A 12792-nucleotide genomic window follows, 5' to 3' on the forward strand; every position below is an offset into this window, starting at 1 on the left:
TTGTATACAGAAAACAGTAAAGTACGTAAGAAAATACACATTCAACATAGAATGTCAACTTGTTCTTACAAATGGAATGTGCTATAATTAGGACACCAAATGCGATAGAGCTTTCGCACATATTCATCGAATTTAGGAGGCAGTATAATGGGGAACAAGAAATATGTGGCTTATGTGGGAACGTATACCCATGGCAACAGCAAAGGCATTCAGGTCTATGATGTGGATGTAGAGAACGGCAAACTGATCGAACGAGGCGAAGTAAAGGTCAGTAATGCATCACACACAGCAGTTTCCAAGAATGGTAAGTTCCTGTATTCCATAGAGGACGAGGGTGTTGCGGTATTTGAGCGTGATGATAACGGAGATCTGACACGTATCAACAGCGTAGGCATCGATGGAATGCGAGGATGTTTTCTTGCTACAGACGTAGACGGCAGATATCTGTATGTGGCCGGATATCATGACGGCAAAGTAACAGTAGTACATACACGTCACGATGGAAGTCTTGGACGTATCATGGATGGTGTATTCCATAAGGGTCTTGGAAGTGTTGCAGAGCGTAACTTCCGTCCGCACGTAAACTGTGTACGTCCGACACCGGACAACAAATATCTCTGTGCGGTTGATAATGGCATTGATCAGGTCAAGATCTACCGGATCAATAAGAGACGTCACAAACTGGAACTGGTCGATATCCTGCGTTGTCCGAGAGAGAGTGGACCGAGAATCATCCGTTTCAGTGCAGATGGCAAATATGCTTATATTTTGTTTGAGCTGAGCAATGAGATCAAAGTATACAGCTATGATGGAAGTGGAGCCAATCCGGAGTTTGAGCTTCTGCAGAGCGTTTCCACTCTGAGTAAGAAACATGACAAAGATGCTATTCACAATGCTGCATCTGGTCTGGCACTTGCACCGGACGGTAAGCATCTGTTCTGTACAACAGCCGGTGAGAACACGGTTTCTATGTATGAGATTGAAGCTGAAACGGGACTTCTGGAGAAGAAATTTACACTTCCGATCAGTGGTGACTATCCGAAAGATCTTGTGATTTTCCCGGATAATCAGCATATTGCAGTTGCGAACCATGCAAGCAATTCCATTACTACATTTAAAGTAGATTATGAGAAAAATATCATTGTTATGAATGATAAACCCCATAAAGTTGAGACTCCAAACAGTATCCATATGTGGCCGGTGCCGAAGGATTTCGAACCTGTCGCACCGTTATCCGATGAGGAAGATGACGAACAGGAATAATTTCATAAATATCTTTAACCAAAGAGATCCCGCAGTTCTGTAAACTGCAGGATCTTTTTTGCAAATATTGGAAAACAGATGTTTATAAACACCGGATCTATCTGGAATAAAATTCCTGAATGCGATTCAGACGGGATGTCATGTTGACAAAGAGGGCATCTGTGATTGTAAGCGCACACATGGATTCTACGACAACAACGGCTCTTGGAACAATGACCGGATCGTGACGTCCGTGAATCTCAAGAGAAATATCTTCTCCCTGACTGGTTACGGTATCCTGTGGCTGGCTGATGGATGGAGTCGGTTTGATATAAGCGCGCAGGATGATTTCACTGCCATCGCTGATTCCTCCCATGATGCCACCCGCATGATTGCTGGTCTTGACGATCTGACCGTTATCCATATGGAAACCATCGTTATCAGAAGATCCATTGCTGCGGGCAACTTCCGTGCCATCACCAATCTCAACAGCTTTGACGGCACCGATAGACATGACTGCCTGAGCGAGCATGGCATCCAGCTTTTCAAAGACCGGATTGCCAAGGCCTGCCGGAACTCCACTGATCCGGCATTCGATCACACCGCCCGCACTGTCCTGGTTTTTCATACATTCTTCAAGATAGGTTCCTGCTTTGGCAGCTGCAGCTGCGTCTGGCATGTAAAAAGCATTGTTATTGATTTCTTCCGGTTCAAATTTTGAAATGGAAACCGGACCGATGGATTTTGTATAGGTACAGAAAGAAATTCCCATAGAATCCAGGATTTTGGACGCGATCGCACCGGAAGCTACACGTCCGATAGTCTCTCTTCCGGAAGAACGTCCACCACCACGGTAATCGCGAAAACCATATTTGGCATCAAACGTATAATCCGCATGCCCTGGTCGATAGGAGTATGCGATATTTCCGTAGTCTCTGGAACGCTGGTCTGTATTGCGTACCATCAGTGAAATTGGAGTACCGGTTGTCTTTCCTTCAAATACACCGGACAGGATCTCAACGAGATCGCCTTCTTTGCGGGCAGTGGTGTATCGGCTCTGGCCCGGTTTACGTCTGTCGAGAAATTTCTGGATATCTTCTTCACAGAGAGAAAGTCCCGCCGGGCAGCCGTCTACAACAGCCCCAAGTGCTTTTCCATGGGATTCTCCCCAGGTTGTTACGGTAAAATGTGTACCGAAGCTGGATTTATTCATAAGATTGAGTCCTCCCTTATTACTGTAGTTAATCTTAACACATTAAATATAGAAAGTCTACCATTTGCACTTTGCCACTTTAATGTATAAATCGGATAAATTTTTTTGTAAATACAATTCGGTTGGAATTGACAAAAATCCTGCCACATTTTATAATTGACCATATGACCAAAAATGAGAGTGGAAAGGGAGTGTAATCGTGGTTAGAATGTTTCGTACATCAGACGGAGCTATTCATGAAATTCAGGAACCTCAGGATGGCTGCTGGGTTGCCCTTACAAATCCGACGGCAACAGAGATATTTGAAATATCCGAGCAGTTTCAGATAGAGGTGGATGATCTGAGAGCTCCTCTGGATGAAGAGGAACGCTCACGTATTGAGGTGGAGGATAATTACACTCTGATTCTGGTTGATGTTCCTATGATCGAGGAGCGTAATGACAAGGACTGGTATGGTACGATTCCGTTGGGTATTATTGTTACAGATAAGATGATCTTTACCGTTTGTCTGGAGGATACACAGGTTCTGACCAGATTTATGGAAGGCCGTGTGCGTAATTTCTTTACTTATATGAAGACACGCTTTATTCTTCAGATTCTGTATAGAAATTCCAGTATGTATCTGCGATATCTGCGTATTATTGACAAGAAGAGCGAGCAGGTTGAGGAAAAACTTCATTTTTCTCCACGAAATCAGGAACTGATCGAGCTTCTGGAGCTGGAGAAGTCACTGGTATACTTTACGACATCTCTGCGATCCAATGAGGCCGTACTCGAAAAACTGATCAAACTTGAAAGTATCAAGAAATACCCGGAGGATACTGAACTTCTGGAAGATGTTATCATCGAGAATACACAGGCGATTGAAATGGCCAATATCTACAGTGGTATCCTGCAGAGCATGATGGATGCATTTGCATCTGTAATTTCCAACAATCTGAATGATGTCATGAAGATTCTGTCAGTGATTACAATCGTCATGAGTATCCCGACGATCATCTTCAGTGCTTATGGAATGAACCTGGCACCTTCCGGTATGCCTTTTTCAAGTACGATCTGGGGATTCCTGATCGTTATTCTGCTTTCGATTGCAGCCAGTATCATTGCAGCACTTTTCCTGTCCAAAAAGAAATATTTCTGACAAAGGACAGATTCATCTTTCCGAACAGTATTGATTAACTGAAAAAGGAGAAGAAGTGATTTTATGAATTGGATCGATAAACTGGAACGTAAGTTTGGACGTTATGGTGGCGTTCAGAATCTGACTGTCTACATGATTATCTGTTATGTGGTTGGATATCTGCTTACTTATATGAATCCGTCACTGTTGAGTATGATGAGCCTGGATGTGGGCAAGATTCTGCAGGGACAGGTGTGGAGACTGGTTACATGGGTGATTTACCCGCCGAGTACGGGGAATTTTCTGTTATTTGCAATCTCTATCCTGTTTTTCTATTATCCGATAGGTACTTCTCTGGAACGTACCTGGGGAAGTTTTCGTTATACGTTGTATATTTTTTCAGGACTGCTGTTTGTGTTGATTGCAGCGTTTATTACGTATTTCGTAACAGGTGGCTTCCTCGTGATCGATGGGATTACCTATGCGATCGGAGGCGGTGTATTTACAACTTATTATGTCAGTCTCTCAGTGTTCCTTGCTTATGCGGCATCTTATCCGGATATGCAGATCCTTCTGTGGTTTGTAATTCCGATCAAAATGAAATGGATGGCATGGGTGTATGGTGCGATTATTGTTTATAATATGGTTTCTTATGTGCGAGTTGGCCTGTGGGTAATGGCTGTTCCAATTGTGGCCTCCCTTCTGAATTTTGTGCTGTTTTTCTTCAGTACCAAAAATATGCAGAGGTATAATCCAAAGGAAGTGCAGCGCAGAAGAAAATTCAAGAAAGCAGTGGCACAGAGCAGGGTTAATCCGGCTACAGGCGGAATCAGCAAACACAAATGTGCAATCTGTGGGCGTACCGAAAAAGACGATCCGAATCTGGAGTTCCGTTTCTGCTCCAAATGTAACGGAAATTACGAATATTGCCAGGATCATCTGTTTACACATCAACATGTGAAGTAGTACAAAATGAGGAGAGATAAAAACAACGAGGAGAGTAAATTATGAAAAAAACACCATTTGTAACACTGGAAAAGCTCCAGGAAATCACAGCCAAATATCCGACACCTTTTCATCTTTACGATGAGAAAGGAATCCGTGAAAATGCAAAAGCATTGAAGGAAGCTTTTGCATGGAATAAAGGATTCAAGGAATTTTTTGCAGTCAAGGCAACCCCAAACCCATATCTGATTCAGATTCTTCAGGAATATGGATGTGGATGTGATTGTTCCTCCATGACGGAATTAATGCTTTCTAAGGCAATCGGCTGCAAACAGGGTGATATCATGTTTTCTTCCAATGACACACCGGAGGCAGAGTTCCGTTATGCCAATGAAATCGGCGGAATTATCAATCTGGATGATATCACACATATCGAAGCAGTTGAAAAAGCTGTTGGATATATTCCGAAGACTATCAGTTGTCGTTATAATCCGGGCGGACTGTTCAAAATCAGCAATGATATTATGGATAATCCGGGGGATGCCAAATATGGTATGACTACTGAACAGATCTTTGAAGCATTCCGTACGTTGAAAGCAAAGGGAGCAGAGAACTTTGGTATTCATGCATTTCTTGCAAGTAATACAGTAACAAATGAATATTATCCAATGCTTGCAAAAGTTATGTTTGAACTTGCTGTGAAGCTTCAGAAAGAAACAGGAGCTCACATTGGATTTATCAATCTTTCCGGTGGAATCGGTATTCCTTACAGACCAGAACAGACACCGAATGATATTCGCGTGATCGGAGAGGGTGTCCGTAAAGTATACGAAGAAGTTCTTGTTCCGGCAGGCATGGGCGATGTTGCAATCTATACAGAATTAGGTCGTTTCATGATGGGACCTTACGGATGTCTGGTTACAAAGGCAATCCATGAGAAACATACACACAAAGAATATATTGGCGTAGATGCGTGTGCGGTTAATCTGATGCGCCCGGCGATGTATGGTGCTTATCACCATATTACTGTTATGGGCAAAGAAGATCAGCCATGTGATCATCTGTATGATGTAACAGGCTCTCTGTGTGAGAACAATGACAAATTTGCCATTGACCGTTATCTTCCGAAGGTAGATATGGGAGATCTTCTTGTGATTCACGATGCAGGTGCACATGGTTTTGCAATGGGCTATAACTATAATGGTAAATTGAAATCTGCAGAAATTCTTCTTCATGAGGATGGCAGCTTTGAGATGATTCGTCGTGCAGAAACTCCGAGAGATTATTTTGCGACATTTGACTGCTTCCCGATTTATGAGAAGATGCTTGAGGATGAAGAGAAACTTTTTAAATAAAAAGGCAACTGAAAAGATATAACAAATATTGTTAAGAAAATGCTTGCAGTGTACCGAAAATTGTGGTAATATAATTTTCGGTTCCTGTGCCGCTGTGGCGGAATTGGCAGACGCACTTGACTCAAAATCAAGCGGGAAACCGTGCCGGTTCGAGTCCGGCCAGCGGCACTCTAAAAGCCTTGAATTTTCAAGGCTTTTTCTTTTTGTGAGAACCTTCGTGAGAACCACCAGATAACAAATCTTCAAAATGTTCGTTCGCGAGCTTGTTCATTTCCTGTGCTTTGTCGGATAGAGCATGTCTGTAAACTGCTTTAAGTGTTCCATCATTTCCCCAACCGCCACGCTGCATGATATAAACATCCGGAATTCCCAGAGCATGAAGAATCGAAGCTGAGTAATGCCTGAGATCATGGAAGCGAAAATGAGGAAGATTACATTTCTTCAAACAGTTTTCAAATTTATCAGTAAGCTGCCCGGGATTCAGATCAACAACCCTTCCAGGCCGTTTGGGCAATTTCCTGATTACTTCATCTGGAAAATCAATGTATCGGTCACCCGCAAAAGATTTCGGTGCTTTAATAATCCATTGGTTATCAATCGTACGGACCATGTTTTTGCAGACATGAACGATATTACCGTTTATATCGGATCGTTCCAGTGCACAGATCTCGCCTCGTCTCATCGGACCAAAAGCAGCAAGCAAAACGGGAATTTCCAGCTCTGTTCCCTGTACAGCATGCATAAGAATTTTTACTTCTTCGTCAGAAGGTATGTATAATTGAATACGTTTCTTCTTTGGCAAAGCCGTATTCAGTGCCATAGATGGCCTGTACACACGTATCACAGCAGATATTAAGCCATGGATGTTACGGACGGTTTTAGGGGACAATTTGACCGATTCAAGGTTAATCGCTTTCTGGATATCTTCCTGAGTGATGTCTGAAAGCTTTATTTTCATGAGGGATTGGACGTAATTTCGTTGTGTCCCTCTATAATCCCTGATTGTACATGGAGATAAAATATTTTCTCGTGAAGAGATATAGTCTTCCAGAGCTTCTCCAAACGTAAGTGATTCAGTAGAGGGAGAGTGATTCTCCTTGCTGGCAGCCCATTCAGCAGCCATCTGTTCGCAAATCCTTTTGCCTCTTTTAGTAGGATCATCACATGTAAAAGATTTCCTGATCTTTCTTTTTCCGATAGTTCCATCAGGTTTGGTATATTCTTCTGTGTGAGATAATACCTGACACCTCCAGGAACCAGAGGGAAGTTTCTTGGCAGTCGCCATAATATCACCTTCCTTAAAAAAATTGGGTACATTATTAATAGTTTATCTTATTATTTTTATATGACTTGAAATCCTTGTATTTACTGGGGTTAAGCCTTCCTTTATATCTTCTTTCTTTTATTATTTAACATGATTTTTATGTAATATGTTTCTCTTAGGTATAAAAGTAGGTATATACCTTGATAGGATAAAAGGCATTCCAGAATGTTTCCAGAGTGCCTTTATAGCTCTTTATATATTAAGTGTATCAGAAAGCTTTAGTATAGAATTTTTCTTTGTGTCTAAAAGAACATGAGTATATATATCAGCAGTCATTTTAATGCTGGAATGTCCTAATAGATCCTGCATTACTTTTAAATCAATACCATTCTCAAGTCCTCTAGTAGCAAAAGTATGACGTAATGTGTGAGGATGAACATCTTCGAGTTCTGCTTCTTTACAAATGCTGTGCAAAGTACAATAGACAGTAGTATAGTTTAAGGATATACCGTAATAGTTGCAGAAGAGTAATCCATTATCATGATATCCCTTTTTAAATTTTTCCTTTTCATGTTCTCGTTGTTGCTTAAGATTTAAAAGCATATCCACTAATGCTGGAATAAGAGGGATGGATCTGTTCCCTGCCTTAGTTTTTGGTGTACTGTATTCCCGATGATAAGTCGTTTGATTATTATCATGATCACAGTATTCAATTTGTGTTCGAGTAACGCTTAAGATATGTTTTGAGAAATCAATATCATTCCAGGTAAGCGCTAAGGCTTCTCCGATTCGTAATCCGGTTCCGAGAATTAAAATAAATATCTCACCATTACGGTGATTTTTGGCAGCAGATATAAGACGTTTTTGTTCTTGCACAGTGAGAACTCTAGGTGTGCGATCTTGCTTTAATGGCATTTTTACATGTGCTGCAGGGCTTTTGATGATTAATTCATTGTTTACAGCTTGTTCCAGGGCCGCTTTTAAGACACCTACGATTCTTTCAATAGTAATTGACGTTAATCCTTTATTGACCAAGCCGTTTACAAAGCGTTGTACCATGTCATTACGAAGGGAAGATAAACTATAACTGCCTAAATCAGGAGCAATATGGTTTCTTACATGAGCTTCATAGGCTGCATATGTCTGGGGTTTTACTGAATTTTTTTTGTATTCTTGTAACCAGAGATACATCCATTGCTCAACAGTCATTTTACTTGGTTCTATGTAGGTGTTATTATTGATGTCATTAAGTGCAGCAGTAAGTTTCTCCTGTACTTCTTTTCTTGTTTTTCCATAAAAAGCTTTTCTTTTCTGCTTTCCCTCCGGCGTTTTGCCAACAGTGATACGAGCCCACCAGGTACCATCAGGACGTTTGGAGATAGTTCCTTCGCCTTGTCCTCTTTTAGCCATATCATTCACCGTCCTTTCGATGCAAATATTGCTCTTTTAACTTGAGCTGTTCTGGTGAATGAGATAAAGCGTTCCACTGATCATCTGACATCACAGGAATATCCAAAAGTGGCAACTCATCGTAGCCAGGCACATTGAGATCAGCTGTTTTGATTACGATATAGTTTACATTATTTACAATCATTGCTATTGCCTCCTGTTAAAGATAAATGTGTTTAAAGATATCACGAAACTCCCAGTCCTCCATGTAGATGCGTTCATGTATGACCTCCTGAAGCGGATCATTATTGGGATAAGTGTATTCTTTGCGAAGATAATTTTTACAAATCATTATCTGTAATCCTTTTTTGATCTCTGAGGCTTTATAACCTCTGCTTTCAGCTCTGTCATAAAGAATTTCAAGCCCTCTTTTGTGAATTGGGGTTCTTCTGGAATATTTTTTAAGGAGCGCGTTGATTACTTCGTGCTTTTGCATTTTATGTACCCTTTCCAATTTTGTTCTTGATAAAAGGGCAATAGCAGTGGTATAATTCTTTTGCTAGAAGAATTTTGCATTGCCCTTTGTGGTTATGCTACAAGCTCATTGTTACGCCAATAACAGTGGGCTTTTTCTTTTGGATTGAAGCTTTATCAATGGCAGCCATTATTTCTTTGTGCCGCTCCATAGTTCGTTTATGGCTTTCTGCCAGAAGCTGTTCTTCTTTTTGGAACATTTTTTGAATTTCTTCGCTTGTTGTCGGCTGTTCTGGTCTCCAGTCGGCCGTTTTTAGATGATTTACAGCTTTTTCTATTTCTACGATATGTCGTTTGTGATTTGCTTCAATAGATTCCAATTCCTTGATCAACCTTAACCAAGCAGATCGGGTAACGACAATGTACTGAAAGATGTCATATTTGACCATTTGAGCCTTGGGAAATTCAGCTTTAATAAAAGGAAACTGTTCATCTGCTAATTCTTCATTTGCTAACTGAAAAGGAATATCTTTGTGTTTTCGTATATCACGAAGATTATATTCTAAGTGCTCTTTATTCATTAAAGTTCTCCTTTCGTCCAATTGGCCTGTACCTTGTTGGAATAGTGGGCGTTCAGCTCCATAGATGAGTTGTATAGCATCGAGAGTATGTACTGAGGCTTCTTCTTGATTAACTGCCCATGCTCTTTAAATTGAAATAGAACGTGTTCAATATCCAAATAGGTTAATTTCATTAGGTTGCTTTTTACAAGTTCTCTGGGTTTGTCTTCTCCGTTTATCCGGACTGTTCTGCTCTGAGACATGAGAGCATCTAATATGATGCTTACGAATTCATCGATTAGTTCAATATCATCATTGTGAGAAATTTTAAGACCGGAATAATCTATGTTTTGATGGATTAAAGCAAGTGTTGCTTGTATTTCCGTCTGTCGGTCCGTTTTCCCCTGACAAGACTGGACATGATTATTACTAATGTTTAATTTATTGGTATTATAATTATTATTATGTTCCTGCTTTTCTACATATGGAGAAACCATATCTGGTTTTCCCATTTCTCGAAATTCGGTAAGTGGTTCAGGACATTCGTAAACTGTAGATTCCCAGCGAATAAAGTGTCCTTTATCATTACGAATGGGAACTTTTTCATAATAACCACATTCTCGTAGCTCTTTTAGCCCTGCATAAACAGATGCCTTGCCGTCTACAGAGTAATTAACTAAGTTACTAACGATAACTTTCCAGTTGTCCGGTTTGCTTAAGAGATAGGCGAGTATGCCTTTGGCTTTGTATGACAGTCGCGTATCTTCCAGAAAAGACTTATCAATCAATACAAAGCTACTGGGGCGCTTCTGGACTCTTATAATTTCATTTAAGCGTTTGTCTTCACTCATATGCAAATTCCTCGCTTACCACAAGTTAACACCTTTATGATCCATTAAGAAGTCCCAGAAATCATCTCGTGGCACTACCATTCGTTTTCCCATTTTGATGGTAGGACAACCTTCAGTGTGCATAATCTGATAAGCAACTGCTTCGCAGACATTTAATAATTCCTGAATGTGTCTTGCTTGTAAGATAGGTGGGTAATCTTCAATTTCTTTTGGTCTCGTGTTGACTAATTCGCATGTTTTTGCCATAATTAGTGCCTCCTTAAATGTATTTTATTTACAACACGAACAAAGTGTGTTATTATCGAATTATATCTATGGTTAGACTAAATAAAACACACACGTTTTGTTCGTGTTAACTTTATTATACATGAACAATTTGTACGTGTCAATATATACTTTATTATTTTTTAGGAGGTACCATATGTTTTCGGAAAGATTAAAAACAAGTCGCAAATCTATAGGAAAAACACAAAGGGACCTCGCAGCTTATTTAGGTATATCCGAAAGGGGATACCAGAATTATGAGCTGGGAAAGCGAGAGCCTAGCCTGGAAGTGTTAAAACAGCTTGCAGATTATTTTGGAGTGACAACTGATTATCTTCTAGGGCGAACCGATGAGGCTAATGGAAACATTAGTCCATTACGGATAAGTAAAGAATTATATTTACTTTCCAGCCGTTTGTTTTTACTTCGTACAGATGAAGGTTTAACGACTAAAGAAATGGCTGCTAAGCTTGATATATCAGAAGATCTTTATTGCAAATTGGAAGGATTGAATGAGGATAGAAAAGGTCCTCAACAAGCGTTGCTTTAAAGTTGATTACCGTACCTTTAGTGGCACGGTTTTTGTTTTTTTGTGGGTAGGTATCAAGTAGGTATAATTAAGAAAAAATTTCCAAATAAAACACACACAAAAAGCCTTTGTTTTCAAGGGTTTAGAAGATATAAAGTTTTCAAGGTACTATTTTGGGTACAAAAATAACAGCCACACAAATGTTCTGCTTGTGCGCCTGCCCCGAAGATGATACAATAATTCTTGCAAAATGAGCATCTCTTCGGAGATCTAAGCCGCTTCAGTACGCCAATACTGAGGCGGTTTTTATTATTCAGCAGCAACAAATTTCATCACTGCAAATGGTTCAAAGTAAACAACATAATTGTCAACAGCAGTACACACACCGTATTTAGATTTATAACACTGTATAGCTTCTTTCAGATATTCTTCTGTAGCATCCAGAAACTCAGCCATTTCGAAAAAGTTTCTGCAACCTGCTTCATAGGCTTTAATCAGACCGGTTAATCCAATCTTTAGATTATAACCATAGAACCGTGCGCGATATTCCTGTTTACGATTCATGATGTCGGTCTGATCCAAAATGTCACCGGCACTGGTACAGTGATGACCAATTTCCTCTGCAAGTACACAGGATTTTTCTGCTTGTGTTTCTATATCTTTTCGGATTGCTATTCGTCTACCTCTGAGCAAACCGTCATGCTGTACAAGAGCCTTTTCCTTTACTAATAAACCATTCTGATCAGCAGTAGCTAATAATTGTTCATACGTCAATGAGCATCACTCCTTAAAGTGAAATAAAAAAGGTGTTACCATAATGGCAACACCTTAATAGTAAGCCAAGTAACAAGATGGGCGGCGTATCCATCATCTCAGGTACTCTTGCGAGTGTGTCGGGGGCCTTTCCGACCTTTGCTACTTGGTTATTATCTTATGCCATTATTATAAAGATATATTCACTATTTGTCAAATCTTTTTAAGCGACCATTGTCTATCCCGTGTTGTAATTTTCCAGGTGTAATTGTATGCAATGTAGCAACATAGAGATAATCTTCCGCCATATCAAGTTTTATACCTATTTGAACATTCTCGCTCATAACTTTTACCAATTCAAAACTTGTTCCTTTTTCGTTTGGATTTACACCAATATAATCAGGATCTTCAATAACAGAAGATAACAAAGATAAATAAGGGAGACATTCAGGATGTCTTTTTTCAATATGTTTTTGCAAACCTTCTGATTGATAAATGAAATTATGCGTTAAAGGTTCTGAAAGATAATTATTGAATTGTGGATTAAAAGGAGCGGTTATAAATACTTTAGGTTTCATTTTCTATTCCCATTCTGAATCATCATTCATAATATCAAGATCATGCTGAACGCCTTCCGATGTTTGTTCAACATCTGTACGGGTATGAGCTGCAAGAACGTCATCTTCCATCTGTTGGGTGGAGAGAAGATTCTGGGAGTATGTGAGTATTCTATCCTGATTATGCTTATTCAATTTCCTATAAGAAAGAATAAGCTCTGATTCTTCTTTAGTGTCACAATGGACATTGTATAATTTGATAGTGGCAGCAGGGGT

Annotated in this window: 14 protein-coding genes, 1 tRNA gene and 1 pseudogene; 6 read left to right on the forward strand and 10 right to left on the reverse strand. The window is 39.9% G+C overall.

The features are described 5' to 3' along the window. The first annotated feature begins 147 nt into the window (after positions 1–147). A complete protein-coding gene (locus tag KQI91_RS15930) occupies positions 148–1263 on the forward strand; it encodes a lactonase family protein (RefSeq protein ID WP_216393726.1) in 1116 nt (371 codons plus the stop codon). A gap of 97 nt (positions 1264–1360) precedes the next feature. On the opposite strand, the gene aroC is transcribed toward KQI91_RS15930, so the two are convergent. Beyond that, the gene (gene aroC / locus KQI91_RS15935) at positions 1361–2455 is read right to left on the reverse strand and encodes a chorismate synthase (RefSeq protein ID WP_216393727.1); all 1095 of its coding nucleotides are present in this window, start codon (positions 2453–2455) and stop codon (positions 1361–1363) included. 199 nt (positions 2456–2654) lie between these two features. Between aroC and KQI91_RS15940 the strand changes: the two genes are divergently transcribed. The 4 genes from KQI91_RS15940 (at position 2655) to KQI91_RS15955 (ending at position 6043) form a co-directional block, all read left to right on the forward strand. Further along, entirely contained in the window at positions 2655–3596 is a 942-nt protein-coding gene (locus KQI91_RS15940; RefSeq protein WP_216393728.1) for a magnesium transporter CorA family protein, read from the forward strand. A gap of 63 nt (positions 3597–3659) precedes the next feature. Then, a complete protein-coding gene (locus KQI91_RS15945) occupies positions 3660–4541 on the forward strand; it encodes a rhomboid family intramembrane serine protease (protein ID WP_216393729.1) in 882 nt (293 codons plus the stop codon). Between the two features lie 41 nt (positions 4542–4582). After that, positions 4583–5875 (forward strand): diaminopimelate decarboxylase family protein, encoded by a 1293-nt coding sequence (locus tag KQI91_RS15950; RefSeq protein WP_216393730.1) that lies wholly within the window; start codon positions 4583–4585, stop codon positions 5873–5875. A gap of 88 nt (positions 5876–5963) precedes the next feature. Beyond that, a tRNA-Leu gene (locus KQI91_RS15955) sits at positions 5964–6043 on the forward strand. 19 nt (positions 6044–6062) lie between these two features. On the opposite strand, the gene KQI91_RS15960 is transcribed toward KQI91_RS15955, so the two are convergent. The 6 genes from KQI91_RS15960 to KQI91_RS15985 form a co-directional block, all read right to left on the reverse strand. After that, a complete protein-coding gene (locus KQI91_RS15960) occupies positions 6063–6998 on the reverse strand; it encodes a site-specific integrase (protein ID WP_216393731.1) in 936 nt (311 codons plus the stop codon). 393 nt (positions 6999–7391) lie between these two features. Then, positions 7392–8549: a site-specific integrase gene (locus KQI91_RS15965; RefSeq protein WP_216393732.1), complete on the reverse strand. Its 1158-nt coding sequence runs from the start codon at positions 8547–8549 to the stop codon at positions 7392–7394. A 1-nt stretch (position 8550) separates the two neighbouring features. Continuing rightward, positions 8551–8733, reverse strand: a complete 183-nt coding sequence (locus KQI91_RS15970; RefSeq protein ID WP_216393733.1) for a hypothetical protein — start codon at positions 8731–8733, stop codon at positions 8551–8553. 388 nt (positions 8734–9121) lie between these two features. Continuing rightward, positions 9122–9583: a hypothetical protein gene (locus tag KQI91_RS15975; RefSeq protein ID WP_216393734.1), complete on the reverse strand. Its 462-nt coding sequence runs from the start codon at positions 9581–9583 to the stop codon at positions 9122–9124. Next, entirely contained in the window at positions 9583–10413 is an 831-nt protein-coding gene (locus KQI91_RS15980; RefSeq protein ID WP_216393735.1) for a DUF6017 domain-containing protein, read from the reverse strand. Before KQI91_RS15980 ends, KQI91_RS15975 begins: the two co-directional genes overlap by 1 nt. A 15-nt stretch (positions 10414–10428) precedes the next feature. After that, complete coding sequence (locus KQI91_RS15985; protein WP_216393736.1) at positions 10429–10659, reverse strand: hypothetical protein; 231 nt, start codon at positions 10657–10659, stop codon at positions 10429–10431. A gap of 175 nt (positions 10660–10834) precedes the next feature. Here KQI91_RS15985 and KQI91_RS15990 point away from each other — a divergent pair, with 175 nt between their 5' ends. Next, complete coding sequence (locus tag KQI91_RS15990; protein WP_216393737.1) at positions 10835–11227, forward strand: helix-turn-helix domain-containing protein; 393 nt, start codon at positions 10835–10837, stop codon at positions 11225–11227. Between the two features lie 288 nt (positions 11228–11515). Here the strand turns inward: KQI91_RS15990 and KQI91_RS15995 are convergent, their stop codons facing one another. The 3 genes and pseudogenes from KQI91_RS15995 to KQI91_RS16005 all read right to left on the reverse strand — a co-directional run. Continuing rightward, positions 11516–11980: a hypothetical protein gene (locus KQI91_RS15995; protein ID WP_216393738.1), complete on the reverse strand. Its 465-nt coding sequence runs from the start codon at positions 11978–11980 to the stop codon at positions 11516–11518. 185 nt (positions 11981–12165) lie between these two features. Continuing rightward, entirely contained in the window at positions 12166–12537 is a 372-nt protein-coding gene (locus KQI91_RS16000) for a PBECR3 domain-containing polyvalent protein (RefSeq protein ID WP_216393739.1), read from the reverse strand. Positions 12538–12540: 3 nt separating this feature from the next. Beyond that, positions 12541–12792, reverse strand: a pseudogene (locus tag KQI91_RS16005) (hypothetical protein); the annotation flags it as partial.

Source organism: Blautia sp. MSJ-19 (assembly GCF_018918125.1).
Lineage (GTDB): Bacteria > Bacillota > Clostridia > Lachnospirales > Lachnospiraceae > Blautia_A.

What these genes read in the sequence shown, in the direction of transcription:
- KQI91_RS15960 (WP_216393731.1), bottom strand. Translation starts at nt 6,998, where the DNA reads ATGGCTGCTGAATGGGCTGCCAGCAAGGAGAATCACTCTCCCTCTACT.
- KQI91_RS15980 (WP_216393735.1), bottom strand. Translation starts at nt 10,413, where the DNA reads ATGAGTGAAGACAAACGCTTAAATGAAATTATAAGAGTCCAGAAGCGC.
- KQI91_RS15950 (WP_216393730.1), top strand. Translation starts at nt 4,583, where the DNA reads ATGAAAAAAACACCATTTGTAACACTGGAAAAGCTCCAGGAAATCACA.
- KQI91_RS15945 (WP_216393729.1), top strand. Translation starts at nt 3,660, where the DNA reads ATGAATTGGATCGATAAACTGGAACGTAAGTTTGGACGTTATGGTGGC.
- KQI91_RS15930 (WP_216393726.1), top strand. Translation starts at nt 148, where the DNA reads ATGGGGAACAAGAAATATGTGGCTTATGTGGGAACGTATACCCATGGC.
- KQI91_RS16000 (WP_216393739.1), bottom strand. Translation starts at nt 12,537, where the DNA reads ATGAAACCTAAAGTATTTATAACCGCTCCTTTTAATCCACAATTCAAT.
- KQI91_RS15985 (WP_216393736.1), bottom strand. Translation starts at nt 10,659, where the DNA reads ATGGCAAAAACATGCGAATTAGTCAACACGAGACCAAAAGAAATTGAA.
- aroC (WP_216393727.1), bottom strand. Translation starts at nt 2,455, where the DNA reads ATGAATAAATCCAGCTTCGGTACACATTTTACCGTAACAACCTGGGGA.
- KQI91_RS15975 (WP_216393734.1), bottom strand. Translation starts at nt 9,583, where the DNA reads ATGAATAAAGAGCACTTAGAATATAATCTTCGTGATATACGAAAACAC.
- KQI91_RS15965 (WP_216393732.1), bottom strand. Translation starts at nt 8,549, where the DNA reads ATGGCTAAAAGAGGACAAGGCGAAGGAACTATCTCCAAACGTCCTGAT.
- KQI91_RS15970 (WP_216393733.1), bottom strand. Translation starts at nt 8,733, where the DNA reads ATGATTGTAAATAATGTAAACTATATCGTAATCAAAACAGCTGATCTC.
- KQI91_RS15990 (WP_216393737.1), top strand. Translation starts at nt 10,835, where the DNA reads ATGTTTTCGGAAAGATTAAAAACAAGTCGCAAATCTATAGGAAAAACA.